This window comes from Austwickia chelonae, from assembly GCF_003391095.1.
GTDB lineage: Bacteria > Actinomycetota > Actinomycetes > Actinomycetales > Dermatophilaceae > Austwickia > Austwickia chelonae_A.
In genome coordinates, this window is record NZ_CP031447.1 from 599,279 (window position 1) to 625,644 (window position 26,366).

General features: G+C 65.6%; 27 protein-coding genes. 17 read left to right on the forward strand and 10 right to left on the reverse strand.

Annotation, left to right across the window (positions count from 1 at the left end; translation table 11 throughout):
• Positions 1-191: 191 nt before the first annotated feature.
• The 7 genes from DX923_RS02655 to radA form a co-directional block, all read right to left on the reverse strand.
• Positions 192-1,124, reverse strand: coding sequence for a pirin family protein (locus DX923_RS02655; RefSeq protein WP_240322709.1), 933 nt, complete (start codon positions 1,122-1,124; stop codon positions 192-194).
• Between the two features lie 71 nt (positions 1,125-1,195).
• Positions 1,196-2,158, reverse strand: a complete 963-nt coding sequence (locus DX923_RS02660; RefSeq protein WP_116112497.1) for an ABC transporter ATP-binding protein — start codon at positions 2,156-2,158, stop codon at positions 1,196-1,198.
• On the reverse strand, positions 2,155-2,982 hold the full coding sequence (locus tag DX923_RS02665; protein WP_116112499.1) for an ABC transporter permease: 828 nt from the start codon (positions 2,980-2,982) through the stop codon (positions 2,155-2,157). The genes DX923_RS02660 and DX923_RS02665 overlap by 4 nt, the downstream gene beginning before the upstream one ends.
• Positions 2,975-3,793 carry an ABC transporter permease gene (locus tag DX923_RS02670; protein WP_240322710.1) on the reverse strand — a complete coding sequence of 273 codons (819 nt, stop codon included), beginning with the start codon at positions 3,791-3,793 and terminating at the stop codon, positions 2,975-2,977. The genes DX923_RS02665 and DX923_RS02670 overlap by 8 nt, the downstream gene beginning before the upstream one ends.
• A gap of 49 nt (positions 3,794-3,842) precedes the next feature.
• Positions 3,843-4,718, reverse strand: coding sequence for an A/G-specific adenine glycosylase (locus DX923_RS02675; RefSeq protein ID WP_162872734.1), 876 nt, complete (start codon positions 4,716-4,718; stop codon positions 3,843-3,845).
• Between the two features lie 11 nt (positions 4,719-4,729).
• A complete protein-coding gene (disA, locus tag DX923_RS02680; protein WP_116112502.1) occupies positions 4,730-5,803 on the reverse strand; it encodes a DNA integrity scanning diadenylate cyclase DisA in 1,074 nt (357 codons plus the stop codon).
• Between the two features lie 101 nt (positions 5,804-5,904).
• A complete protein-coding gene (radA, locus tag DX923_RS02685; protein ID WP_116112504.1) occupies positions 5,905-7,344 on the reverse strand; it encodes a DNA repair protein RadA in 1,440 nt (479 codons plus the stop codon).
• 324 nt (positions 7,345-7,668) lie between these two features.
• Between radA and DX923_RS02690 the strand changes: the two genes are divergently transcribed.
• Complete coding sequence (locus tag DX923_RS02690) at positions 7,669-7,911, forward strand: helix-turn-helix transcriptional regulator (RefSeq protein WP_240322711.1); 243 nt, start codon at positions 7,669-7,671, stop codon at positions 7,909-7,911.
• A 112-nt stretch (positions 7,912-8,023) separates the two neighbouring features.
• On the opposite strand, the gene DX923_RS02695 is transcribed toward DX923_RS02690, so the two are convergent.
• Genes DX923_RS02695 through DX923_RS02705 form a run of 3 tightly spaced genes read right to left on the reverse strand, consistent with a single transcriptional unit; the run spans position 8,024 to position 10,934 of the window.
• The gene (locus tag DX923_RS02695) at positions 8,024-8,800 is read right to left on the reverse strand and encodes a class I SAM-dependent methyltransferase (protein WP_116112507.1); all 777 of its coding nucleotides are present in this window, start codon (positions 8,798-8,800) and stop codon (positions 8,024-8,026) included.
• Positions 8,797-9,636, reverse strand: coding sequence for a hypothetical protein (locus DX923_RS02700; protein WP_116116115.1), 840 nt, complete (start codon positions 9,634-9,636; stop codon positions 8,797-8,799). Before DX923_RS02700 ends, DX923_RS02695 begins: the two co-directional genes overlap by 4 nt.
• Positions 9,637-9,695: 59 nt before the next feature.
• Entirely contained in the window at positions 9,696-10,934 is a 1,239-nt protein-coding gene (locus DX923_RS02705) for a GTP-binding protein (RefSeq protein ID WP_240322712.1), read from the reverse strand.
• Positions 10,935-11,019: 85 nt separating this feature from the next.
• Here DX923_RS02705 and DX923_RS02710 point away from each other — a divergent pair, with 85 nt between their 5' ends.
• The 16 genes from DX923_RS02710 (at position 11,020) to DX923_RS02785 (ending at position 26,347) form a co-directional block, all read left to right on the forward strand.
• Positions 11,020-11,952: a Ppx/GppA phosphatase family protein gene (locus DX923_RS02710; RefSeq protein WP_116112510.1), complete on the forward strand. Its 933-nt coding sequence runs from the start codon at positions 11,020-11,022 to the stop codon at positions 11,950-11,952.
• 74 nt (positions 11,953-12,026) lie between these two features.
• Positions 12,027-12,962: a sugar phosphate isomerase/epimerase family protein gene (locus DX923_RS02715; RefSeq protein ID WP_116112512.1), complete on the forward strand. Its 936-nt coding sequence runs from the start codon at positions 12,027-12,029 to the stop codon at positions 12,960-12,962.
• Between the two features lie 170 nt (positions 12,963-13,132).
• A complete protein-coding gene (locus DX923_RS02720) occupies positions 13,133-14,074 on the forward strand; it encodes a proline dehydrogenase (protein ID WP_116112513.1) in 942 nt (313 codons plus the stop codon).
• A 74-nt stretch (positions 14,075-14,148) separates the two neighbouring features.
• The gene (proC, locus tag DX923_RS02725) at positions 14,149-14,949 is read left to right on the forward strand and encodes a pyrroline-5-carboxylate reductase (protein WP_116112515.1); all 801 of its coding nucleotides are present in this window, start codon (positions 14,149-14,151) and stop codon (positions 14,947-14,949) included.
• A gap of 168 nt (positions 14,950-15,117) precedes the next feature.
• Positions 15,118-15,618: a GNAT family N-acetyltransferase gene (locus tag DX923_RS02730; protein WP_116112517.1), complete on the forward strand. Its 501-nt coding sequence runs from the start codon at positions 15,118-15,120 to the stop codon at positions 15,616-15,618.
• Positions 15,619-15,725: 107 nt separating this feature from the next.
• Positions 15,726-16,919, forward strand: a complete 1,194-nt coding sequence (locus DX923_RS02735) for an acetoin utilization protein AcuC (protein WP_116112518.1) — start codon at positions 15,726-15,728, stop codon at positions 16,917-16,919.
• 320 nt (positions 16,920-17,239) lie between these two features.
• Positions 17,240-17,338: a 30S ribosomal protein bS22 gene (locus tag DX923_RS02740; protein ID WP_003792170.1), complete on the forward strand. Its 99-nt coding sequence runs from the start codon at positions 17,240-17,242 to the stop codon at positions 17,336-17,338.
• Positions 17,339-17,495: 157 nt separating this feature from the next.
• Positions 17,496-18,587: an NAD-dependent epimerase/dehydratase family protein gene (locus tag DX923_RS02745; protein WP_240322713.1), complete on the forward strand. Its 1,092-nt coding sequence runs from the start codon at positions 17,496-17,498 to the stop codon at positions 18,585-18,587.
• Positions 18,584-19,546: a lysophospholipid acyltransferase family protein gene (locus tag DX923_RS02750; RefSeq protein WP_116112520.1), complete on the forward strand. Its 963-nt coding sequence runs from the start codon at positions 18,584-18,586 to the stop codon at positions 19,544-19,546. The genes DX923_RS02745 and DX923_RS02750 overlap by 4 nt, the downstream gene beginning before the upstream one ends.
• A gap of 17 nt (positions 19,547-19,563) precedes the next feature.
• On the forward strand, positions 19,564-19,824 hold the full coding sequence (locus DX923_RS02755) for a glutaredoxin family protein (protein ID WP_116112521.1): 261 nt from the start codon (positions 19,564-19,566) through the stop codon (positions 19,822-19,824).
• A gap of 221 nt (positions 19,825-20,045) precedes the next feature.
• Positions 20,046-20,699, forward strand: coding sequence for a redox-sensing transcriptional repressor Rex (locus DX923_RS02760; protein WP_116112523.1), 654 nt, complete (start codon positions 20,046-20,048; stop codon positions 20,697-20,699).
• On the forward strand, positions 20,696-22,006 hold the full coding sequence (locus DX923_RS02765; protein ID WP_116112524.1) for a glutamyl-tRNA reductase: 1,311 nt from the start codon (positions 20,696-20,698) through the stop codon (positions 22,004-22,006). Before DX923_RS02760 ends, DX923_RS02765 begins: the two co-directional genes overlap by 4 nt.
• Positions 22,003-22,938 (forward strand): hydroxymethylbilane synthase, encoded by a 936-nt coding sequence (gene hemC / locus DX923_RS02770; RefSeq protein ID WP_116112526.1) that lies wholly within the window; start codon positions 22,003-22,005, stop codon positions 22,936-22,938. The genes DX923_RS02765 and hemC overlap by 4 nt, the downstream gene beginning before the upstream one ends.
• Entirely contained in the window at positions 22,935-24,560 is a 1,626-nt protein-coding gene (locus tag DX923_RS02775; RefSeq protein ID WP_116112528.1) for a uroporphyrinogen-III synthase, read from the forward strand. Before hemC ends, DX923_RS02775 begins: the two co-directional genes overlap by 4 nt.
• 49 nt (positions 24,561-24,609) lie before the next feature.
• Positions 24,610-25,605, forward strand: a complete 996-nt coding sequence (hemB, locus tag DX923_RS02780; protein WP_116112529.1) for a porphobilinogen synthase — start codon at positions 24,610-24,612, stop codon at positions 25,603-25,605.
• Positions 25,606-25,819: 214 nt separating this feature from the next.
• Positions 25,820-26,347: a MarR family winged helix-turn-helix transcriptional regulator gene (locus DX923_RS02785; RefSeq protein ID WP_116112531.1), complete on the forward strand. Its 528-nt coding sequence runs from the start codon at positions 25,820-25,822 to the stop codon at positions 26,345-26,347.
• Positions 26,348-26,366: the final 19 nt, after the last annotated feature.

Sequence of the window (26,366 nt, forward strand, 5' to 3'; positions counted from 1 at the left end):
GCATTCTTGGTGGAAGTTAAGATGGGGAGAATATTGTTGGGCTCAATGCTTTCTCAGGTGCCCTGAGTTGGGTGTCCTCAAGGGGGTCGGCTATTTGACTTCCCATCAGGTTACCGGTGTTTCTGCCGTAAGGTGAGCTGTTTGCCTAAGCGCACCGGTGAATTCTGCGCTGCTATCGCACAGGCTGAGGCCTACGCGTGCGGAGGGTGCCGACGGCGGGCCTTGAGCCGGGTGGTCGGTAACGGCGGGGCAGGCAGCCAACTCGTCGGACCCTGATAGCCGGGCACCTCCCCGAACCGGTCTTCCCGGGCATTCCACTGGTCCCGCGCCGCAGCGACCTCTTCGTGGGAAGCGCCCACGAAGTTCCACCACATCACGAATTCCTCCTCGAAGGGCGTCCCGCCCAGAAGCACCACCCGGGTCGACTCCGCTCCCACCTGCAAGGTCAGCCGTTCCTGACCGGGCTCCACCACCGCCAGGTCACCGCGGCCGACCTCGACACCGTCCACCCGGACCACCCCGTCATCGACCAGCACCCCGTGCTCGAAGGAGCATTCCACCGGCAGCGTGAACTCGGCCCCGGCCGTCAGGTCGAGCTGCGCGCCCAGCAAGGGTGTCGCCGTCGCCACCGGTGAACTGTCCACGTCCGGCAGGCGGCCCAGGAAGACCTTCGCCGTGCCGCAGCTCCCGGGAAGTGGCTTCTCGGGCGGGATATGCCGGACGACTCCGCGGGGCATGCCGCGGTTCGCCTCGGGCAGGACCACCCACAGCTGCACCCCGTGCAGCACCGCTGTGGCCGGGGTCGACACCTCCGAGTGGGCGATGCCATGACCCGACGTCATGAGGTTCAACTCACCCGGACGGACCACCGCCACCACGCCACTGCTGTCCCGATGCTCCAGCTCTCCGGCGAACAGCCAGGACACCGTCTGCAACCCGGTGTGCGGATGAGGCGGCACATCCATCCGGCCCGGCTGGCCGGGACCGGCCGGAGACGGGCCGTAATGGTCCGCGAAACACCAAGCGCCCACGCAGGGCCGGTCCCGCTGCGGGATCGTGCGCCGCACGGTCATGGCGTCCGCGCCGCCCAAAGGCACTTCTTTGCCGCTCAGGATCTGCACCATCACCTGCTCCTCAGCCCAGGCCGCCGGGGAAGGACACTGCCAGCGTCCCACGCCGGGCAGACGAGGGCACCTCAACGAGACGCCAGGTAGACCCGTCGCACCACGTCCTCGATGTCGGGCTCCTCGATCGACAGATCACGCACATCGGCCTGCCGGGCCACAGCGGCCAGGACGGTCGAGGCGGAGGTCGCCGCGGAGTCGAAGGCCAGCCGTTGGCGCAGACCCTCGCCCTCCGAGGCCAGATGTTCGGTGCCGGGGATCCCGGTCAGATCGGCGGTGGGCGCGGCCAGGTCGACCACCAGCACCCGGCGGGCACCGACCCGTGCCGCCAGGCCGGGCAGGCTGCCGTCGTAGGCGAGTCGACCCCGGTCGACCACCAGCACCCGCTCGCACAACCGCTCGATGTCCCCCACGTCGTGGGTGGTCAGCAGCAGGGTCTGCCCGTGGGCGGCGCGTTCGGCCACCAGGAACTCGCGCAGCCGTTGCTTGCTCAGCACGTCGAGCCCGATCGTCGGCTCGTCCAGGATCAACAGGTCGGGGGAGTGCAGCAGCGCCGCAGCGATCTCGGCCCGCATCCGCTGACCGAGGGAGAGCTGTCGCACCGGCCGGTCCAGGTAGTCGCCCATCTCCAGGCGTTCGACCAGCTCGGCGGTGCGCTCCCGGGTGGCCCTGGTCCCGAGGCGGTGGATCGCCCCGAGGATCGCGAAGGACTCACCGGTGGGCAGATCCCACCACAGCTGGCTGCGCTGGCCGAAGACGACCCCGATCCGCCGGGTCAGATCCTTGCGGGAGCGTTGCGGATCCAGTCCGCAGGTGCGTACCCGTCCGCCGGTGGGGGTGAGGATGCCGGTGAGCATCTTGATGGTGGTGGACTTCCCGGTGCCATTCGCGCCGATGTAGCCCACGGCTTCGCCCGGAGACACCGACACGGTCAGTTCGTCGACCGCGCGGAGCACCGCACGGCGGGTCCCCCAGTGGATACGTCGGACGAACTCCCGGGTGAGTTCCTCGGTCGTGATGATCGGCTCGGTCATCCGCCGCCTCCTTGGTAATGCTTCGTCCCGCGATTCCACAGCCAGGCCACCACGAGCCACACCCCGGCAGCGACCAGCGGTGAGGCCCAGGCGAGTTGGGGGAGGAGCCAGGGGATCTGTTCCGGGGCGTCCAGTCCGAGGAGGGCCAAGGCCGGCAGGTAGCCGGTGAAGGCCACCGGCACCGCCACGACGAAGAGCCCGATCAGGTACGGCGGGAAGATCGAGGTCGGCTGCTGGGCGGCGTAACGGCCGCCGTAGGTGAACGCATTGGTCAGTTCGGCTCCTTCGATCAGGAAGAACTGGCAGGCGGCCGCTGCGACGAAGATCCCGCAGAAGATGATCACGCTACTGGCCAGGCAGAGCACGAGGAGTAGGACCGTGGTCGGTGACCAGGCGATCGGGTTGACGGCCAGCCCGTAGCCCAGGGCCGTGACCCCTACGACCACCCAGCCCAGCCGACGCAGGGCGATCTCACTGGTCATCAGCTGTCCCAGGATCGACAGCGGCCTCAGGTAGAAGGCTTCCAAGGTGCCCTCACGCAGGAAGGTCGGCAGGGAGTCGACGTGGCCGACGAGTACCTGGCTGACCGAGTAGGCGCAGTGGGACAACCCGAAGAGCAGGCACACCTGCGCGAAGGTCAGCCCGCCGAGGGAGCGCACATTGTGGAAGACGATCCACACCTCGACGAACTCGATGAGTCCGAAGAGCAGACTGGCCGCGACGTCCAGCGTGAAGGAGACGCCGTAGACCTTCTGGCTGCGCAGCCGGGAGACGAGAATCGTCGCATAAGGACCGCGCTGTCTGTCTTTCGCCCGTTCAGCCACCGGCGACCACCAGGCGGCGGGTCCCGGCGCGGAAAGCGAGCCGCACGGCGAGAGCCAGGGCGACCGACCAGAAGAGTTGCGTCCCCAATACGGACCAGACCTGCGCGCCGGCGATCCGTCCGCTGAGCAGATCGGCCGGGGCCTGCAACAGCGACGGGAAAGGCGTCACCCGGCTCAGGGATTGCAGCCACTCGGGCATGATCGCCACAGGGACGATCAGCCCGGACAGGATCCCGGCTGCTCCTGCGTAGAGACTGAGCAGACCGCGGGTCTCGGTGATCCAGAAAGCCGCGCACTGCAACAGGAACCGGGACAACTGGCTGACCAGCATGGCCAGGGCGATCGCGACCAGGCCTGCGGTCCAGACCGCAGGATCCGTCGGCAGCCGGACCCCGACCACAGCTATCCCGACAGCCAAGGTCGGCAGGGAACGGGGGATCACCGTGGCAGCGGAGGACCCCAGGCCGTGGGCCAGGAAAGCGGTCGGTACGTCGAGAGGGCGGGCCAGGTCGACGGCGATGTCGCCGGTGCGGATCCGGTCGCGCAGGTCGCTGCCGGACCAGATGTCCACCGGCCCGAGCAGGGCTTGGGTGATGAAGGCGTAGGACAGCAGGCTCGCGGCGTCGTAGCCGGCCAGATCGGAACTCGCCGTGGCGGTGGCCGTGGCTGCCATGGCGAGGAGCACGGCGCAGCGGACCAGCCCGAACACGCTGTTGGTGACGACCCCGGCGAGGACGGCCATCCGGTAGGTGGTGCGGCGGCGGAACCCGGCTACGAAGAGCCTGCGATAGGGGTCCGTTGCGAAGCGCACAATTGAGAAATTCTACGTGGATCGGTGAAGAAGTGCTCTATGAAACGGATCACGGGAGCGAGTATCGATCGTCGGGTGTCAGGACCAGCAGTCCATCGGCGACCAATGAGGCCAAGCACCTGTTCCGCTGGAGGTCGTCCCGGGGCCAGGCCGCTCGCAGGTCATCGGCACCGACCGGCCCGGAGGCCGCCCGGGCCACCGCCATCAAGGTGCCCCGCGCTTGACGGTCCGTGCCCTCCCAGGCCTGGCCGCGGTGGGCCTTCCCGGTGTAGGGCGGGCACCCGGCCCGCTGCCAGGCGCACCTCGCCTGTACCGGGCAGGAGCTGCAGCGGGGTGCGCGTGCGGTGCAGACCAGCGCGCCCAGCTCCATGCAGGCCACATTCCAACGCACGCTGGTGGTCGTCTCCTGGGGAAGGAGCTCGTCGGCCAGTGCGGACTCGGCGCGGGTCAGTGACGGCTGGGGCAGGGCGGACCCGGTGACCAGGCGGGCGTGTACCCGGCGGATGTTGGTGTCCACCACGGTGGCTCGCCGACCGAAGGCGAAAGCGGCCACAGCGGCGGCCGTGTAGGCGCCGACCCCGGGCAGCGCCCGCAGGAGTTCTTCGGTGTCCGGCACCTGGCTGTCGTGATGCTCGACCATCGCGGTGGCGGCGGCGTGCAGGCGCAAGGCCCTGCGGGGATAGCCCAAGCGGTTCCACATCCGTACGGCCTCCCCGGCGGGGTCGGCGGCCAGGGCGGCCGGTGTCGGCCAGCGCTCCGTCCACGCATGCCAGGCCGGTTCGACCCGGTTCACCGGGGTCTGCTGCAGCATCACCTCGGAGACGAAGACACCCCACGGGGTGCGATCGGGCTGCCGCCAGGGTAGGTCGCGGGCGTGCCGGTCGTACCAGTGCAGGATGTCGTGTCGTGTCGCCGAGAAGTCCACGGCGACGAGTATCACGCGTAACGTTCCAACATGCTCGCCTCGGCGATCCGGGAGAGCCCTTCCCGGAGGCTGTGTGCGCGGGTTTCACCGACGCCTTCGACCGCCATGAAATCGGTCAGATCGGCCAGCAACAGGGCCTGCAGGCCGCCGAAGTGCTCGAGGATGCGTTCGCCGACGGCTTTGGGCAGCCGAGGGATCTTCGACAGGATGCGTTGTCCTCGGGGGCTGATCGCCTCGTCCAAAGCTTCGGAGCCGTCAGGGTGCCCGAGTGCGACGGCGATCTGGGACAGGTCGAGGAGTTCGGAGGCGGTGAGAGCAGCCAGGTCCCGGAAGGCGTCTTCTTTGCCTCCGCTGACCTTTTCGTGCAGATAGTCGGCGGTGACCAGATCGCGTTCGGTGCGGATGCCGACGATCAATTCCTCCAGTTGGAGGGAGAGCAGCCTGCCGTCGGTGCCCAGCTCGATGACATAGCCGACGACCTCCTCACTGATCCGCCTCACCATTTCGTGGCGTTGGACGACCAATGCGACATCTCGCAGTGTGACCAGGTCCTCGACCTCCAAGGCGGTGAGGATGGCGGTGACCTCGTCCAAACGGGTCTTGTAGCGTTCGAGGGTGGCCAGGGCCTGATCAGCTTTGGAGAGGACTGCGGTGGGGGCTTCGAGGACCTGGTGGAGGTGCCCGACGTACAACGCGATGGTCCGCATCGACTGACTTACCGAGATCACGGGCAGACCGGTCTGTTTGGCAACTCGCTCGGCGGTTCGATGCCGGGTGCCGGACTCCTTGGTCTCGATGGTGGCGTCCGGCACGAGCTGAGTGGCAGCTCGCAGGATCCGGGAGATGTCGTTGTTGACCACGACGGCACCGTCCATCTTGGCCAGTTCACGTAAACGGGTGGCGGAGAACTCGATGTCGATGGGGAAGCCTCCGGTGCACAGGGTCTCGACGACCCGGTCGTGCCCGAGGACGATCAAGGCGCCGGTGCGGCCTCGTAGGATGCGTTCCAGCCCGTCGCGTAATGCGGTTCCGGGAGCGACCGCAGCCAGGGTACGCCGCAGCAGCTCTTCGTCTGTGCGCTCCACGGATCTCCTCGTCTCTGCGGTCCACCCCCGCGCCTGCACCGTGACTCCGACCGTGTCGGTAGGCCGTGGCACCCCCGCGCCGCGCATCATCTCCGGTGATTTTACCGCTCGGTCAAGACCAGGTGAGCGGCTTCGCGTACGTCTGACACCTCGATCACGGCCATGCCGTCAGGTACACCGGAACCTGAGGGCACAGGGCTCAGGGCTGGAGCGCCGCGTCGAGGACGTCCGTCAGCGTCCCGGAAGGAGCCGGTGGGTACGACGGCTCGTTCGAATCCGATGCGGCGGGCCTCGGCGAGACGACGGGGGACTCCGCTCACGGCGCGTACCTCTCCGGCGAGTCCGACTTCTCCGAGCACGATGGTGCCGGTGGGGAGCGGCCGGTCCAGGACGGAACTGGCCATGGACAGGGCGATGGCCAGGTCGGCGGCGGGCTCGGCGACCTTGACCCCGCCTACGGTGGAGACATAGGTGTCGCACTTGCCGACGGGAAGTTTCGCCCGTCTCTCCAGCACTGCCAGCAGCATCGAGACGCGAGAGGACTCCAGCCCGGAAGTGGTCCGCCGAGGGGCAGGTGCCCCGGTGGGGGCGAGCAAGGCCTGCACCTCGGCGACGAGGGGCCGTCGTCCTTCGAGGGTGACGGTGACCGCGGTGCCGGGGACGACGAGGTCGCGGCTGGACACGAAGAGCCCGCTGGGGTCGGCCAGCCCTTCGATTCCGGTGTCGGACAGGTCGAAGCAGCCGACCTCGTCGGTGGGCCCGTATCTGTTCTTCACCGCGCGGACCAGCCGGAGTCTGCTGTGGCGTTCTCCTTCGAACTGGACGACGACGTCGACGAGGTGTTCGAGGACCCGCGGGCCGGCGATGGAACCGTCCTTGGTGACATGACCGACGAGCAGAGTGGACATGTCGCGGCTCTTGGCGGCAGCGATGAGGCTTGCGGCGACCTCGCGTACTTGGGAGACATTCCCTGCTGAGCCGTCGATCTCGCTCGAGGCGATGGTCTGCACCGAGTCGACGACGAGCAGGTCCGGTTCGAGGCGTTCGAGTTGGGCCAGCGCGGCACCCAGGTCGGTTTCAGCGGCGAGATAGAGCTCGTCGGCGAGGGCTCCGATGCGTTCGGCGCGTAGGCGTACTTGGGCGGAGGATTCCTCCCCGGTGATGTAGAGCACCCGTCGACCTGTGCGCGCGGTGCGGGCGGCGACGTCCAGCAGGAGCGTCGACTTGCCGATGCCAGGCTCGCCGGCGACGAGTACGACGGCGCCGGCGACGAGCCCCTTGCCGAGGACTCGGTCCAGTTCGGGGACTCCGGTGGAGCGGGCCTGGGCCGGAGTGGCGTCGACCTGTCCGATCGGCCGGGCCGGACGGTCGAGTTTGGTGGCGGGAGCGGTGCGCGCGGTGACTTGTCCGATTTCCTCGACGGTTCCCCAGGATTGACATTGACTGCATCGACCAACCCATTTCACCCCGGACCAGCCGCATTCGCTGCACCGGTAACCGGGAGAATTCTTTGCTGCTCGTGCTGTCGTGCTTCTCGCCATGGCGCTGACGTTAGCGGGCTGAGCTGACAGTGGTGTGGAGACGTTCGACGGACGTTTCGACGGGGGGAGTGGCTCTCGTTGAGCGATGGACGGTAACCTCCTGCGGGGTCCGCGATACGCGGAGCCTACCTGAATGCCATTCTTACACTAAGGATTAAGTAAAAGCAGGGTTGTGTAGTTAAGCTGTCTTGACGCATAAACTGCTTTTGTCATCTACTGATGTTTATGAAATCCGGGGATTTTCCAGAAGGTTGGGAGCGGGCCTTTCTGTCCTATGTCACATTGAGACTCCTTGTGACATATCCAGATGACGGGAATGCCGTCATGACTCGTCTCCGTAATGTCGGTTACCGAGATCTCGAGAGCGGTGCGTTGTACCCTTTGTTGAAGAAGATGGAGAAGGAAGGCCTGATCACTTATCAGTGGGGGATGCCTGATCAGGGGCCTGCACGCCGGATCTTCTCGTTGACCGACCGGGGGGTGGAGAAGGTGACCAGGGCGACTGAGAGGTTGAATTCAGTCCTGTCCTCCATGCCTTTCGAGGATGACGGATCGATGAGCTACTGAGCTGTGAATAGATAGGCGATGGGGCTTCGCCGTAGGGGCGGTAAAGGTTGGGGAAATTTTTTTGTGGGGTCTGGCTTTCTGAGCATCGTGGGTGATGTCTGCGCACTGGGGTTCAGTAGCGTGAGTGCCAGATATTGATGGCGTAATCGACTCCGTCGCCAGAATATTCCTCGAGGATATTGGCTGCGATACGGGGGGAGAACTCGATGCGAACCACTGCTTCGAAGTCGGCTCGATCGTGCATCTGCCAGCGCATGGTGACCCGTTCTGCCGTGAAACCTCTACGCTTCCAAAAATTTTCAATCTCAATGGGGTCGTAGTTCGGGTGTTCTCGCCGGAACCAACTCCCGAAGGTTGAACGACTGGCGTCATTGTCGATGAGAAAAGCGCTTCCTCCGGGACGAAGTACCCTGGCCAATTCCGCTAGGCCAGGTTCACATCCTGGGCCGAAGAAGTAGGCCCAACGGGCGTGCACGATGTCGACGCTGTTCTCCGGGAGAGGGATGTCCTGGGCTGCGCCGACAAGCACCGACATCGGCGCAGCCGCCGGACCCCGCGGGTCGAGAGCCACCCGACGTCGGGCTTCGGAGACCAACGGGGGATGTGGTTCGACTCCGGTGACGTGGCCTGTCGGGCCGACCAGGGAAGCGAAGGCCGGCAGATGGAAACCAGTTCCGCAACCCAGGTCGAGCAGATGCTGCCCTTCCGGTGGATGCAACCGACACAATGCCGAGAGGATCAGCCCCTCGGGGTCCACGGATCTGTTCTCGATCTCGTAGATCTGTGGGTGATTCCAGATATTCGGCGAGGGAATCACGGCAGGTGTGGCTCTGTTCCGGCGTATCCGGTCGACGCCGGTGGCCCGACCCGAGCTGGCCCACAGGCTCATGACCGGGATGCCTCCCGGGTCGCCGGATGGGAGTACAGCCGGAGCATCGGACGACCGTCGGCATCGACCGATGAGGCCCCAGCCCAGGACTCCAGATGGGCTTCGCACTGTTCGCGAAGCACCAGATAGGCGGCTTCACCGATCAGCTCGGTCAGCTCGGCCGCTGCGCTGACATAGAGCGGCACGCCGCTTCGATGAGCGAGCGGAGAACCGGTGCAGTACCAGTCCAGATCATGTCCCCCCGGGCCCCAGCCCCGACGGTCGTACTCGCCGATGCTGACCTCTAGATAGCTGGTGTCATCCGGCAAGGTGATCGTGCGATAGGTGCGGCGGATCGGGAGCTGCCAGCACACATCGGGTTTCACGGTGTGCGGCGGTAGCCCTCGGGCCAAGGCGTAGTGGTGGAGGGCGCATCCGGGCCCGCCGGGGTGGCCGGGCCGGTTGAACAGGATGCAGGCACCGTCGACCACCCGGGTCTTCACCTCGGGTTCGTCGTCGTTGTCCTCTGCATCCTCCCACCACGTGTCGCCAGGGGAGTGAGCTTGTAATTGCCAGGTCTCCTCGTCGAGGTCCGCCACGACGGTGCTGACTCGCTCAAGGTCTTCAATATCGGTGAAGTGCGCTCCGAGCGTGCAGCACCCGTATTCAGGCGTCGTCTTGTCGATGCCGAGGCAGCCTTGGCCGAAGATGCAGTTGTAGCGGGAGGTCAGCCAGGTCAGATCGCAGCGGAAACGTTGCTCTGCGTCTTCGGGGTCGGGGAATTCGATCCACAGCCTCGGGGGATCCAACGGAGTCTCCGAGGAGGATTCCGGACCGGAGATGCTGCGGCGGGGCATCTGTTCACTGTAAGCGCTGGTCGTCCGGGGGCTGAAAGATGAACCGGGCCCGACCGTGCTCAGCGGGGGCACTCCTCCGACTCGCAGCAGTCCGGGTGTTCACCGATCTCGTCGAGGTCCGCGCCCTCCCACGCGGGGAAGGGGTCCGCATAGGACAGCCATGCCTGCGGGCCGTCCGCGATCTCGGCGTCGGTGAGCAGGCATTCCGCTAAACGCTTCTGGAGAGCCTCCGGCTTCAGGTCGATGCCGATGAAGACCAGCTCCTCGGCGTGCGTGTCGTCTTCCTCCCGGGCGCCCGCAGGGTCGAACCGGGCCGAGCCGCCTGCCTGGCTCCATAGCCCGGTGACCGTCGGGCGGCTGGCCAAGGTGAAGAAGCCCTTCGAGCGGACGATCCGTCCGTAGGGTCCGTCGTCGAGGTCATCGGCCAGGAGTGACATGAGACGATCGGGGTGGAAAGGGCGTGGTGACCGGAAGACCACAGAGGAGATGCCGTATTCCTCGGTCTCCGGGATGTGGTCGTCGCCGTTGAGTTCGGCGACCCATCCAGGGGCCTGTTGGGCACGTTCGAGGTCGAAACGGTGGGCGCCGACGATAGCGCGGATGTCGATCTGACAGTGCCTGGTGCGGATGACCTCGGCGAGAGGATTGAGTCGACGAAGAGTGGCCTCGAGCCGGTCGACGTCGAAGGGTTCTGCCAGATCGGTCTTGTTCAACAGGATGACATCGGCGAATTCGACCTGGTCGATGAGGAGTGCCGAGACCGTGCGGTCGTCACTTTCGTGCTGGTCCAGGCCTCGGTCGAGGAGGTCATCGGCCCGGGCGAGTTCGGCCAGGAAGCTGGTGGCGTCGACGACGGTGACCATGGTGTCGAGCTGGGCTCGCTGCCACAGGGTGGAGCCGTCGTCGCTTTCCAGTGCGAAGGTGGCGGCGACGGGCAGCGGCTCGGAGACGCCGGAGGATTCGATGAGGAGATGGTCGAAGCGGCCTTCGGCTGCGAGCCTGCCGACCTCGTCGAGGAGGTCGTCGCGCAGGGTGCAGCAGATGCATCCGTTGGTGAGTTCGACGAGTCGTTCTTCGGTGCGGGAAAGGCTCGCGCCATCGGCGACGAGAGCGGCGTCGATGTTCACCTCGCTCATATCGTTCACGATGACGGCGACGCGGAGGCCTTCCCGGTTGGCCAGGACGTGGTTGAGCAGGGTGGTCTTCCCCGAGCCGAGGAATCCGGAGAGGACGGTGACGGGGAGGGGAAGGCGGTGGGTGTGGGGGCTCTGATCGGTGGCGGACGCAATCATAGACATGAGAATCATTATGATCTTGGTGGGCCGTGGTCGACGACCAGCACATCGATATCGCTCACCACCGCACTCGCGCTAGCCTGCTCACATGCGCATGGGTGTCATCGACGTCGGGTCCAACACCGTCCATCTCCTCGCCGTGGACGCCCACTGGGGAGCTCATCCCTTCCCCGCCTCCTCCTACAAACTCACCCTGCGGCTGTCCGAACACACCGAGGACAACGGGGAGATCAGCGTCTACGGCAGGGACACCCTGATCCGGTTCGTACAGGAATGCGCGGCCAAGTCCGAGGACTGGGGTATCGAAACACTGATGGGCTTCGCCACCAGTGCAATCCGTGAAGCCCCCAATGGTGACGAGATCCTCGACGCCGTCAAGGAACAGACCGGCGTCGAACTCCAGGTGCTCCCCGGCGAGGACGAATCCAGACTGACCTTCCTGGCCGCCCGCCGCTGGTTCGGCTGGTCGAGCGGACGACTCATGCTGGTCGACATCGGCGGTGGATCACTCGAGCTGGCCGCAGGGATCGACGAGGACCCTGATGTCGCGCTCTCCCTGCCGCTGGGAGCCGGACGGCTTACGCGCGAGCGCCTCGTCGGCGATCCTCCGAATCCAGAGACCGTCCGCGAGGTCCGCAAGGACATCCGTACCGAAGTTGCCCGTGTGATGCGGGATCTGACGAAGGTCGGACGGCCCGACCGCTATGTCGGCACCTCCAAGACCATCCGCTCCCTGGCCCGGATGTGCGGAGCCGCGCCCAGCGCGGACGGCCCCTACGTGCGTCGGAGCTTGGACCGTGACGATCTGCGGGTGCTGGTTCCCCGGCTCGCCTCGATGAGCTCGGCCCAACGGCGGAGTCTGCCCGGGGTCTCAGAAGAACGATGCCGTCAAGTGCTCGCCGGAGCATTGGTGATCGAAGCCGTGATGGATATCGTCGACATCGAACGCCTCGACGTCTGCCCATGGGCGCTGCGTGAAGGAGTCATTCTCCAAGCGCTTGATCTCATCCCCGCGCCCTGACCTCTGGTCCGCACAGATCGCCCGCTCCGCGAAGGGAGCCTCGGTGGTACTTCCCGCATCGATACCCTGACAGCATGAACAGTGCCCCGGACGGACCTGCCATCCGGGTGACGATGTCCACCTCCTCGGTCTACCCCCTGGGTGCAGAAGCTGCCTTCGAAGCGGCAGCACGCCTGGGGTACGACGGGATCGAGGTCATGGTGCTCGGCGATCCGCTCACCCAGAACCACGCCATGCTGCAGAGATGGTCGGAGGCCTACGGAATACCCGTCCTCTCCGTCCACGCGCCCTGCCTGCTGGTCACCCAACGGGTCTGGGGGACCACCGACCCGTGGACGAAGCTCGATCGATCGATCGAGCTGGCGCAGCAGGTCGGTGCCGAAGCCGTGGTCGTGCACCCCCCTTTCCGCTGGCAACGCGATTACGCAGCGGGATTCGCCGACGGCATCGCCGAACGCGAGCATGACACCGGCATGGTCCTCGCGGTGGAGAACATGTTCCCCTGGCGGGCACGCAACACCGATGTCCAGGCCTATCTTCCCGATTGGGACCCGGTCCCTCAGCCCTACGACCATGTCACCCTCGACCTGTCGCACACCGCAACCGCGGGCAGCGACGCGCTGGCCATGCAGGAGGCTCTCGGCACGCGGCTGAGCCACGTGCACCTGGCTGACGGCTCTGGATCCTTCAAGGACGAACATCTGGTCCCCGGGAGAGGCAGCCAACCCTGCGGTGAATTTCTCGCGCGGTTAACGGAATCCGATTTCACAGGTGTGGTCTGCCTGGAGGTCAGCACCCGGAAGCTCGCCCCGGCCGACCGAGAAGCAGACCTGATGGAATCCCTGGCCTACGCACGCCTGCATCTGGGGCAGCCGCCGAGCCAGCACATCGTTCACCCTCATCCGCACCATCAGCGCTTGACCACCATGAGTGCCGGAGCGGCCCGTCGCCGAGAGCGGCGCATGGACCGGCTCTCCCGGCGGGCAGCACGGCGGCACCTACGCGGCTGAACCCAAACCAGCAACCTATAGTCGTCCTCGACACTTATTGCCGCGGCTGACGATTCGTTGACATATTCCGCCTCGGGCACACCCCGGTCGACGGGGGCCGGGCAGATGCGGACCCGAGGGCCGACCGTCTACTCAATGAGAGAACCGTCGCGAAGGGGGACCAGAGAGAAATGCCTGCTGCCAAGGCAGTCCTGTCCGCATCACTGCGCCGGGTGGCCAGGGAAGGGCGGCTGCGTCGTTTCGTGGAAGCACCCACCGTGGGACACGAGATCGTCAACAGATACGTGGCCGGTGAGTCCCTCGGATCGGCCGTCGACGCCGCAGCGGAACTGACCTTCAAACGCCGATATGTCTGCCTGACCTCCCTGCACTCGGAGATCGACAGCGAAGAGCGAGCAAAATACAACGCCAAGCGGTATCGCAAACTTCTGCGCAGGCTCGGGGCTGCAGGGCTGACCTCCGGCGGCCGCTGCGAAGTGAGCTTCCAACTTGCAGCCCTGGGGCTCGAACTGGGCACGAACGGGGCCGGTCTGGCCTTGGAACATGCCCGGAGGATCTGCCGTGAAGCAGCCAACGTGGGAGCATCGGTCACCGTCGAGACCCACCATCCAGAGACCGTCGACCTCACCTTGGAAACAGTCGCCGACCTGAGGGAGGACTTCCCCGGCGTCGGAGTCAGTCTGCAAGCCGCCCTGCGCCGTACCGAGTCGGACGTGCGTGAGCAGTCCGGGCAACGGGTACGGCTCTGGAAGGGCCCGGCCGGATCGGGCAACGACCGTTTCCGCCATGCAGCCGAGGTCGATCGGGCATTCGTCCGCAACCTCAAGGTGCTGATGGCCCAACCAGGAACCCCGGTGGTCGCCACCCAGGACGTCCGACTGATCGATATCGCCGATGCGCTCGCCCGCTATCTGGACCGTCCCCGTGACCAGTACGAATACCAGATCCGTTACGGAGTGCGCCCGGAGACCCAGGCCATCATCGGTGATCGAGGCGACCGGTGCCGGGTGTATGTGCCCTTCGGCGAGGACTGGTATTCCTACCTGATCTCGAGGGTGGCCGATGACCCCACGAATGTCGGTGACCTGTTGAAAGCGACTTTCGCCCGGTAGGCCGGGCCTGAACCCGGGTGGACCGCCTACCCGGTGTGTCCCGGAGGGGACAACGACAGCGAAAGGATCCGTCCATGGCTCGACTCGCGGTTCTCGGAGCAGGTGTGATGGGCACAGCCATCCTGTCCGCATTCCTTGACGCAGGTGCTTACCGACCGGAGGAAGTATCCGCCTCCACTCTCGATGACGACTGCCGGCGACGGTTGGCCGACGAGCTCGACGTGGAGGTGACCGACAACGCCCGGGCGGTCTCCGGCGCTGAGGTGATCCTGATCGCCGTGAAACCGGATGTCGTGCCCTCAGTGCTCTCGGAGATTCGTGATCAGGTTCCTGAGGAAGCCTTGGTGATCAGCGTCGCGGCAGGGGTGACCTTGGACACGTTGGAGAGCGAGCTGCCTGAAGGGACAGCCGTGGTTCGGGTGATGCCGAATACTCCGGTCGTGGTGCGTGAGGGCATGTTGGCGCTCTCACCGGGTAAAGAATGCCGGCCTGAACAGGTCGACCGCGCAAAAGAACTGCTCGCCTCGTGCGGTTCGACCCTCGTCGTGGCGGAGAAATATCAGGACATGGTGACCGGGGTGTCCGGATCAGGTCCGGCCTATGTTTTCTCGCTGGTGGAAGCGATGGTCGAGGGTGGCGTGGTGCAAGGGCTGTCACGTCCGGTGGCGACCGAGCTGGCGGTGCAGACCTTGTACGGGGCGGCCAGCCTCCTGCGTCAGCAGGGCGGTCATCCAGGGTTGTTGCGTGAACAGGTGACCAGCCCCGGCGGTACGACGGCAGCAGGTCTGCGGGTCCTGGACGCAGGTGGCTTCCGCGCCACCGTCGTCGATGCGGTGGAGGCGGCCACCCGCCGTGCCGGCGAGCTCGGAGCCTGAGGGCTTGCCCTTTCACTGCGGGGCGGTCACCATCCAGATGGGGCCGTTGTCGACGGACCCCAAGGTTCCGCAAACGGTGGGAATGACGTTGCTAGCGTGTTTAATCGCGTGTCGGGTGCCGGTTTTTGCCGGTCAGGAGCCCGAGCCCGGATATGGAAGGGTTGATGGATGATCGAGGCCACCGTGCGTCGTCTCTCCGAGGAGGAGTGGACGACCTATCGTGATCTGCGGTTGACGGCTTTGGAAGAGTCACCGGAAGCCTTCGTGAAGTCCTACGCGGAGGAGAAGGAGTACGACGAGGAGCTGTGGCGGGCGCGGATGCGTCGAGCAGAACGCCTTGTCGCTTCTACCGACGGGAAGGATGTCGGGATCCTCTCCTTGCGGAAGGCCGACGAGGAGTTCGAGGAATCAGCCGAGATCTTCGGCATGTGGGTGACTGTCGAGTTGCGTGGACAAGGCGTGGCCACAGTGCTGTTGCAGGACGCAGTCCGTGAAGCCAAAGCGGCGGGTTACGACCACCTCGTCTACTGGGTAGGAACGGAGAATGCGCGAGGAGTCGGCTTTGCCACCGGCCGGGGGTTCCGCCCGAGTGAGCAACGGCGTCCGATGAACCGGGAGTCCACCGACGAGAGCGAGGAGGAGATCGCTCTCGTGCTCAGCCTGAGCTGACGGTGGCTCCTGCTCTCGTGGGCGGGCAGGCCGTTGATCGTGGCCGGTTCGCTCCGGGCACGGCCCGGATGCTTCCAGGAGGGCACTTTCGCCAGTAGCGTGCGGATATGGCGCGCACCGGGATCGTGTGGGACGAGAGCCTGACCGGCTATGACTTCGGCGCAGGTCACCCCATGAACCCGTTACGGCTGGACCTGACCGCGCAGCTGTGTCGAGAGTTCGGTCTGCTGGACCACGAAGGTATCGCCCTGGTCGATCCGGATATCCCCCAGGACGAGCTGCTCCGGTCGGTCCATACCCCGCAGTACATCGACGCGGTGAAACAGGCCTCGGCCCATCCGAGCGGGGCACAGGGCGCCTTCGGGCTGGGCACCGACGATGATCCTGCCTTCGCCGGGATCCACGAGGTCAGTGCCAGGATCGCGGCCGGAACGGTGGAGATGGCCCGGGGCGTCTGGGAGGGGGACTACCGGCATGGCGTGAACTTCGCCGGAGGTCTGCACCATGCGATGCCTGATTCCGCATCGGGCTTCTGCATCTACAACGATGCAGGGGTCGCCATCCAATGGCTGCTCGACCAGGGTGCCGAGCGGGTCGCCTATGTGGATGTGGACGCTCATCACGGTGACGGCGTAGAGCGGATGTTCTGGGAAGATCCTCGGGTGCTGACCGTCTCAGTGCACGAGACCGGCGCGGTGCTCTTCCCCGGGACAGGTTTTGCCGCCGACACCGGCGGCCCGGGTGCTCCCGCGGGAGCGGTCAATCTCGCCTTGCCACCGGGGGTGGGAGACACGGCATGGCTGCGGGCTTTTCATGCCGTGGTTCCGCCGGTGCTGCGGGCCTTCCGCCCACAGATTCTGATCAGTCAGCACGGCGCGGATTCGCATGTGCGCGACCCGCTGGCCCACCTGGCCCTGTCGGTGGACGCTCAACGGATCGCGATCGAGGTCTTGCGTGATCTGGCCGTCGAATTGTGCGGTGGGCGTTGGGTAGCACTGGGCGGTGGGGGATACGAGATCGTCGAGGTGGTGCCTCGGACCTGGACCTATCTGGTGGCGGCGGCTCAGTACCGGCATCTTCCGGTGGGTGAGCCCGTTCCTCAACGATGGATGGACTATGCGCAGGAACGGGCGGGGCAGGAATCTCCACGGTTCATGGGGGACGGGGCCTCGGAGGACGGCCGTATCTGGTGGCCGTCCTGGGACACGGGCTTCGACCCGGAGAACAGCGTCGACCGGGCGGTGATGGCGACGAGGGAAGCGGTCTTTCCCGGGCTGGGGCTGGACATCTGGTTCGACTGAGCCAGGCGGGCCGACAAAGCCGGTCGACGCGAAATCTGTTCGGGGTGTTCTTGCTCGGAGAGACGTCCTGGAAGATGTCCAGGGTGAGGAGTTCCTCGTGCAACAGCCCGGGCCCGGTTATGGTGTGCCTGGTGCGGTGGTGACAAGAAGCGATGGATGCTGACGTCGGAGCCGCACGACTGTTCGTTCCGCGGGACGCTTCGACCTGCGTTCTCGGGCGAAGAGATTCTGCGTGATTCCTTCATGAAGGTCCGTCGGCGATTTCCGCACGATGCGGCGGGGGGAGTACGCTTTTTGGGATCGTTCTGAAAGGACCACTCATGGGCTCTGTGATCAAGAAGCGCCGCAAGCGGATGGCGAAGAAGAAGCACCGCAAGCTGCTGCGCAAGACGCGTCACCAGCGTCGCAACAAGAAGTGACCACGGCGCCCGTGCGGCGCACAGGTCGATGATGGCCCGCATCCGGTGTGGATGCGGGCTTCGTCGTCATCTCCTCCCGTAGGGAATCACCCCTCCTCATCTGCCTTGGGTCCCTTTGCGCCGCTTAGGATCAGGCGATGAGCTGAGGAGGCGTGCGATGGCACAGGCCGTACTGGTCACCGGTGTCAGCAGACATCTGGGAGCGAGGGTGGCCCGAGGTCTGGCGCTGCGCCATGACATCTCCAAGGTGATCGGGCTCGACATGATCCCGCCCCGGGAGGAGCTGGGCCGGGCAGAGTTCGTGCGGGCCGATGTCCGCAATCCCATCGTGGCTCGTCTGTTGGAACAGGCCCAGATCGATACGGTCGTTCATCTGTCGCTGTCCACCAATACGACCCGTGGCGGAGCGCGGGCCTCCCAGAAAGAGGCCAACGTACTCGGTGCCATGCAATTGTTCGGGGCCTGTCAACAGGCTGCAGGTCTGAGTCGGATCGTCCTGAAGTCGACCTGTGCCGTCTACGGAGCATCCCCCCGGGACCCGGCGCTGTTCACCGAGGACCAGACTTCCTCGCGGGTGCGTTCAACCGGTGGAGTGCGGGATGCCCTGGAAGTGGAGGGTTATCTGCGTGCTGCGCGCCGCCGACGCCCGGAGCTGGAAGGGACGGTTCTGCGACTGGCCCATGTCGTCGGCCCGCACATGTCCTCGCCCCTGCTCGACTACTTGGCGCTTCCTGTGGTCCCGATTCCGTGGGGGTACAACGCCCGGCTGCAATTCCTCCATGAGGACGATGCCGTGGCTGCCATCATCGCGGCCGTGGTCGGCCCGCCTGCCGGTGTGGTCAATGTCGCCGGGGAAGGCATCATCACCTTGCTGCAGGCGGTAGCGCTGTCCGGGCGGGCTTTCGTCCCGGTGCCCACCAGGCCGGGGCTGCCGTTGAACCGGCTCGGGCACAGCGACTGGTGTGTTCCCTTCGATGCAACGGATGTCAACTACCTGAGGTATGGCCGGGTGATGGACATCACCCGTGCACGAGAGCAGCTGGGATTCACCCCTCGATACTCCACCCGCGAAGCCTTTTTGGAAGCGGCGGATTCCTTTTCTCCTTCGGTACCGCCAGTGCGGGCGATACGGGACTGGTCCGAGGTGTTGAGTGGAGCAGTGGTCGCTGCCACACGAGGTCGACCTGGTCGTGGTGAATCGGCGGAGACGGACAGCACGATGGCCGGCCAGGAGGAACTCCGGGGATGACAGCGAGATCGGACTCCCAGGGGACCGGCGGTCCATGGGGGGCGGACGAAGTGGCGGCGGCGGTCCAGGCTTTGGTGGTCGGGCTGAGGTGGGCGGCACGGCAGGCCGGTTTCCCCGAGAACGAGGTGGAGGACCGGGTGGCCGACACCCTGGCTTTTCTGCGCCGTCGGATCACCGGGGAGTTCACCGTCGACGAGTTCGGCTTCGACCAGGATTTCACCGAGCACGTATTCCTGCCGATGCTGCGCCCTCTCTACCGATCCTGGTTCCGGGTCGAGGTGCGAGGAGTCCACCATCTTCCCGATGAAGGTGGTGCCCTGGTGGTGGCCAACCATTCGGGGACGATCGCACTGGACTCGTTGATGACCCAACTGGCAGTGCACGACGAGCATCCGGCACGCCGGTATCTACGGATGCTGGGGGCCGACATGCTTTTCGCTGCGCCGGTGGCGGGCGAGTTCGCTCGTCGGTTCGGGAGCACCTTGGCCAACCCGACTGATGCCGAGCGACTTCTTGTGGCAGGCGAACTGGTCGGTGTGTGGCCGGAAGGTTTCAAAGGGATCGGGAAGCCCTATCAAGACAGGTACCGGCTGCAGCGCTTCGGTCGAGGTGGGTTCGTGGCTTCGGCATTACGTGCCGGCGCGCCGATCATCCCGTGCAGCATCGTGGGAGCAGAGGAGATCTACCCCATCCTGGGTTACCTGCCGGCGCTGTCCCGAGCGCTGGGAACCCCGTATTTTCCGGTGACGCCCCTGTTCCCCCACTTCGGTCCGCTCGGGCTCGTCCCCTTGCCGAGCAAATGGATCATCGAGTTCGGCCAGCCGCTGCCGACCGACCATTACGGCTCGGACGCAGCTGACGATCCGATCCTCGTCTTCGACCTGACCGACCAAGTGCGTGAGACGGTGCAGCGTACGTTGTACAGCCTCTTGGCCCGGCGTGGTTCGGCCTTCTTCTGAGAGAGAAGTGGTGTTCGATGTCCTTCCCTGATCGAGGCCGGCCTCCACGGCTGGTCGTGGTGACGATCCCAGACTGTCATTTGTGTGATCTGGCCCGTGAGGCCGTGGAGAAAATGGCGTTCCGGGCAGGGATTCCCTGGTCGGAAAAGGACCTGACCGAAACGGGCGCTCCTGATCCGGCGTGGTGGGACGAGGTTCCTCTGGTGCTGGTGGACGACGCCGTGGTCTGTCGTCTGCGGGTCGACGAGGACCTCCTCGGGGCGGCCCTGGAACGTTGAAAGAGGTGGGCCTGCAGCCACTTGAAGGAATTTAGCGGATTCGGTTCGGCGGTTCTTGTCGGTAATTACCGCCGTTCCCGTTACCGGGGCCGAAGCGAGATGCTGGTTCGTGTCGGTATCTGAAATGTCATAAAGAGGAGAGTGGCCTCGTTTGGTTCAGTCACCTTGAAACGCCTATCGTGAACTGTCCCTACCCTGTGCGACAAGGAGCCGGTGCACTCGTGTCCGATGAGATCGCCGCGCGCCGGGGGATGTCAGAGGCGACGATCGCCCGCCTGCCGGACTACCTCCATGTCCTGGGAGACCTCATCGACCGGGGAACCGCTTCGGTCTCCTCCCGGGACCTGGCCGCTGCTGCTGGGGTCAACTCGGCCCAGGTGCGTAAAGATCTCTCCCTGCTCGGCTCTTACGGGGTGCGAGGCGTCGGCTATGACACGGCCGGGCTTGCCGGACACATCGCCCACGCGCTCGGCCTGACCCATCCCTGGGGGGTCGTCATCGTCGGCGCAGGTCGGCTCGGACAGGCCCTGGTCCGATACCCCGGTCTGGACGGACGAGGGTTCGCGATCAGGGCACTCTTCGACTCCGACCCTGACCTCGTCGGCACCCGGATAAGGGAGATCGAGGTCCACGCCGTGGACGAGATCCCTGAAGTCGTCTCCCGCCACGCTCCGGTGCTCGCCGTGATCGCCACTCCCGCGGAGGCCGCGGCCGGAGTCTGCGCACGGCTCGTCGAAGCCGGAGTCACCGGTATCCTGAATTTTGCACCTGTAGTCCTTCCTGAACCGCAGGGCGTTCATCTTCGCCAGGTCGACCTGGCCAACGAACTTCAGATCCTGGCCTTCCACGCTCACAGCGAGGAGGTGACGGCATGAGCCTGCTCGCGATCGGTCTGTCGCATCGCAGCGCACCGATGTCCGTGCTGGAAGAAGCCGCCCTCGACGCGAGCGAACAAGAAAGTTTCGCCACCGCGCTGGCGGCCTGCGAGAACATCCGTGAGGTCATTGTCCTGGGCACCTGCAACAGACTCGAGGTCTACGCCGAGGCCACGACCTTCCACGGCGCATTGTCCGAGATCGGACAGTGTCTCGTCGACGCCACCGGTATCGGACGTGAGCGCCTCACCGATTTCCTCTACGTCCACTATGAAGAACGAGCCATCGCGCATCTGTTCTCAGTGGCCTCCGGCCTTGACTCCATGGCCGTCGGCGAGGCCCAGATCCTCGGGCAATTGCGCACCAGCCTGCGGCGTTCACAGAGTGTCGGACATGCCGGTCCAGTCCTCAACGCCCTGGTCCAGCAAGCGCTCCGGGTCGCCAAGCGAGTGCATGCCGACACCGGGTTGGACAAAGCCGGGCCCTCTCTCGTCGAAGCCGGGGTGGGAGCGGCCACCGCTCACGTCGGAAAGCTCGCCGAGGCCTGTGTGCTGGTTCTCGGGGCAGGCGCGATGAGCAGCCTCGCTGCTACCACTGTTTCCCGGATGGGCTGTCGTGACCTGGTCGTGGTGAACCGGACCCATGAACGGGCCCGACGATTGGCCGTCGCTACCTCCGGCCGGGCCGAGACGGTCGACAGCCTCAACCGGGTGCTCGTCGAAGCCGACATCGTGATCTCCTGCACTGGCGCGGTCGGCTACGTCCTCGACACCCAACAGGCACTGACCGCATCCGTGGCGCGTTCTCATCGGCCCCAGGCCTATGTCGACCTGGCTCTGCCTCGAGACGTCCACCCGGATGTGGCCGAGACCCCCGGCGTCGTCGTGCACGCCTTGGCCGATCTCGGCGAACTCCTGACCACTGCTCCCGACTCGCAGGACGCCGTCGCCGAAGCCCAGGACGTGGTCACCGCGGAGGTGGCTGCTTTCCTCGCGCATCGTCGCACCCTGGAGGTCGCGCCGACCGTCGCGGCATTACGGGCCAGGGCACAGGAAGTCCTGCAGGGAGAATTCAGCAGGCTCAACGCTCGACTGCCTGGCCTCGACCGGTCGGAACAAGACGAAGTGCGTCTCGCGATGCACCGCGTCGTGGAGAAGCTGCTGCACACGCCGACCGTGCGGGTCAAGGAGCTCACCGGAACAGCCGACCCGAGTGACTACGCGCAGGCTCTACGCGAACTCTTCGACCTCGATCCCTATGAGGTCGCGGCCGTGTCCACACCCCCGGAGAAGGGAGGCCTGGCGTGAGGACACCTCTGCGGCTGGCCACACGTCGCAGCGCACTGGCCACTACGCAGGCGCAATGGGTTGCGGATCTGCTTCGCGCCCGCGGTGAGGAGGTCGAACTCGAACTTGTCGTCACCGAAGGCGATGTCAACGAAGCGCCACTCACCCAGATCGGTGGAACGGGCGTTTTCGCCTCGGCCATCAGACGTGCGCTCCAGGAGGGGCGAGCAGATCTGGCCGTGCACTCCCTGAAAGATCTGCCGTCCGCGCCCGAGGCGGGGTTGACCATCGCCGCGGTCCCGGAACGGGAAGACCCGCGGGATGTGCTGATCGCTCGGGACGGCTTGTCGCTGAAGGAACTTCCGGCCGGTTCGATCGTCGGTACCGGGTCGCCACGTCGGGCGTCCCAGCTGCTCGTTCTTCGTCCGGATCTGCAGGTCAAAGCTATTCGAGGAAATGTCGATACCAGGATCGCCCAGGTCGCTTCGGGCTCCTGTGACGCGGTGATCCTTGCTCGAGCAGGCCTGTCCAGGCTGAACCGACTCGAGGTGATCACCGACGTGATCGAGATCCCCGATATGATCCCCGCTCCCGGCCAGGGAGCACTCGCCATCGAATGTCGTTCGGACCGAGGCGATATCATTCAAGCAGTCGAAGCCCTCGACGATCCGGACAGTCGCGCCTGTATTCAGGCCGAACGTAGTCTCCTGGCAACTTTTGAAGCTGGCTGCACGGCTCCCATCGGTGCCCACGCGCAGATCGTGCCTACTTCATCGGGAACCAGTCTCAGCATGACAGCGTTCGTGGGGACAGTGGACGGCCGTGAAAGTCTACGGCGCAGTCTTGACGGATCGCCTCTCTACCCAGTGGAAATCGGTGCCGATTTGGCCTGTCGATTACTCGACGAAGGCGCCGACCGTTTCACGACCGCACCGCAGGAGCATCATCCTTGAGCCGCCAATGCACGCCACCGGCCGATGACGCGCTGGCCCGCGTCGCCTTCGTCGGGACAGGACCAGGAGCACCCGGCCTCCTGACTGTCCGCGGAGCAGACCTAGTCGCCCAGGCCGACGTCATCATTCTCGACAAAGGCACACCACGTTCGATCGTCGACCGGCACGCCCGCTCGGGCGTCCGCATCGTCGAAGCCCCGGAAGTACTGGGGGAGAACGCTGCCGAACTTCTAGGAAGCCTCGTCCGTGAGGTCGCCCGTAAGCCGACCGACGAGGACGGATCAGCCGTCGTCGTCCGGCTGATGGATGGAGCGTCGGGTCTCGCGGATACGCTTCGCGCTGAACTCGCCACCTGTCTGGGCGCGGGGCTGGCCGTCGAAGTCGTTCCCGGCGTCAGCTATGCCACCGCTGTTCCCACCTACGCCGGTATCCCCTGGGCCAGCGCAGGAACGCCGGCATCGCTGGTCATCTCCCGGGTCTCCGACACCACCACCTGGTCGGTCGCCGGATCCGACGATCTGGCCGTGACCATCATGGGCGAGCCGGAGGACATCGCCACTGGTCTGGAACGCACCCTCGCCGAGGGCCGCGATCCCCATACCGATGTCGCCCTCGTCGCCAACGGCAGTACCACCGAACAGCGCACCACCGTCGTCGCTCTCGGAGAAGCGGTCAAACTGCTACGGACCGGCCGGGTACCGGGCGCCCACGTCGCTGTCGTCGGCGGAGGCGTCGCCGACCGGGAGGCCTTCAGCTGGTTCGAATCGCTACCGCTCTTCGGCTGGCGGGTCCTGGTGCCAAGGACCAAAGCGCAGGCCAGCTCGATGATGGCTGAGCTCCAGTGCTACGGCGCTGTCGGTGAGATCGTCCCGACCATCAGTGTGGAACCGCCTCGGACACCGGCTCAGATGGACAAGTCCATCGAGGGCATGGTCACCGGGCGATACGAATGGGTCGGTTTCACCTCGGTCAACGCTGTGCGAGCAGTGAAAGAGAAATTCGCCGAACGGGGCTTGGACAGCAGGGCCTTCGCGGGCCTGAAGATCGCCGCAGTGGGCGGGGCGACGGCCGACGCTCTTCGAGCGATGGGGCTGGAACCCGACTTGATCCCCAGCGGTGAACAGTCTGCCCGTGGGCTGCTCGAGGACTGGCCGGCCTATGACGCCGACCTCGACCCGATCAACGGTGTTTTCCTGCCCCGAGCCGATATCGCGACCGATGTGCTCGTAGCCGGTCTTCAAGAACTCGGCTGGGCCGTCGACGATGTCACTGCCTACCGCACTGTACGGGCGGCTCCACCGCCGGCACCTGTCCGGGAAGCCATCAAGAAGGGCGACTTCGACGCGGTGCTCTTCACCAGTTCCTCGACGGTTCGCAATCTCGTCGGGATCGCCGGTAAACCGCATGCCAGCACTGTCGTTGCCTGTATCGGCCCAGCCACTGCTGCCACTGCGCAGGAACATGGTCTGACGGTGTCGGTCATCGCGCCGGAGCCCAGCGCAGCTTCGCTGGTGGGTGCGTTGGCGGGCTACGGCAGCCAACGGGCCAAAGCGGCTCAGGACGCCGGAGAGCGCCTTGTCCGGCCCAGTGAGAAGAACATCCGGCGGCGACGCCGGTCCTGACCCTCGGTCTGCGTCGCGCGCTGCGCAGCCCCTTCCGAACGGAGAACCGATGTCTGAGGCAGTTCCGCAGGTGGTGCGTCCCCGCAGGCTTCGTCAGAGTCCGGCAGTGCGTCGACTCGTGGCCCAGACCAGGTTGCACCCGGCCGAGCTGATCCTGCCTCTCTTCGTTCGGGAAGGGGCGAACGAGTCCCTCCCGATCGCCTCGATGCCCGGTGTCAGCCAGCACTCGATGGATTCGCTCCTGGTCCAGGTGCAGGAAGCTGTCGAGCTCGGGCTCGGCGGAGTGATGCTCTTCGGAGTGCCTGAGCGGCGGGACGCCCGCGGAACAGGTGCCGATGACCCTGACGGCGTGCTCAATGTCGCGCTGAACCGAGCCCGGGACCTCGTGGGTGACGACATCCTCGTCATGGCCGACCTGTGTCTTGACGAATTCACTGATCATGGGCACTGCGGGGTCCTCAAGGACGACCCTCGACGCGGGCCTGTCGTCGACAATGACGCCACTTTGGAGCGTTATGCCGCGATGGGGCTCGCCCAGGCCCGCGCTGGAGCGCACGTCCTGGGCCTCTCCGGCATGATGGACGGTCAGGTCGGTCACGTCCGGACAGCGCTGGACGAAGCCGGGTACACCGATACGATTCTGCTGGCCTATGCCGCGAAGTACGCCTCAGGCTATTACGGGCCTTTCCGTGACGCCGTCGAATCGACACTGACCGGAGATCGCACCACTTATCAGCAGGACCCGGCGAATCTCACCGAGTCCCTCCGCGAGGTCCGACTCGACATCGCTCAGGGCGCAGATCTGGTCATGGTCAAGCCGGCGCTGCCCTATCTCGACGTGGTGCGCGCGGTGGCTGCCGAGTCGTCCGTGCCGGTCAGTGCTTACCAGGTCTCTGGGGAGTACGCCCAGATCGAGGCAGCTGCCGCCCACGGGTGGATCGATCGGGAACGGGTTGTGCTGGAGACCCTGACCTGTATCCGGCGTGCCGGAGCACAACAGATTCTCACCTACTACGCGGCCGAAGTCGCTCGACTCCTCGGTTGAGCTCGGCTCGACCTCCTGGGTAACGGCAGGGACGGACCTGCCCGCTGTCGAGGACCCTCCTGCCGTTATCGTTCTGCGGTGAGGATCCCGGTCGGAGAGGACGACCGGGACTTCATGTGGTGGGGTTCAGGTGCTCCATCGCCTTGAACGCGGTGTTCACGGCTGTCGGGGAGTCCGCTGGGCCGGTGCACTGCCCAGCTCATTGAGGACGAGGATGCGACAGCAGCGACAGCTTGCCGAAACCGGGTCGGCGGTGCTCGGCGGTGGCCAGATCACCGAGCAGGAACAACCCCGATGGTTGACCGACGAGGAACAGACTGCTTGGCGCGCCTATCTGCGAGGCAGCTGGCTGCTGATGGATGCGCTCGACCGGGCCTTGCAGGTCCACGGCATGTCCATCTCCGAGTACGAAGTGCTGGCCATTCTTTCCGATGCGCCTGAAGGCCGGCTACGGATGTCTGTCCTGGCCGACACCGTGGTCCAATCACGTAGTCGCCTCACCCACACGGCGACCCGGATGGAAAATCGTGGATGGGTGAACCGGTGCTCCGTCCATTACGACCGGCGCGGTGTCGATCTGTGCCTGACTGAGGAAGGACGTCGGCTGCTCACCGTGCTGGCGCCCATCCATGTGGAGAGCGTGCGCCGTTACCTACTCGACCCCCTGGGCCATGACGATTTCCTCGCATTGGGCGAATATCTGAGCCGTGTCCGGGAGGCTCTCCCGGGGGAGGCGTCCTGACCGGACGCGAGGAGACAGC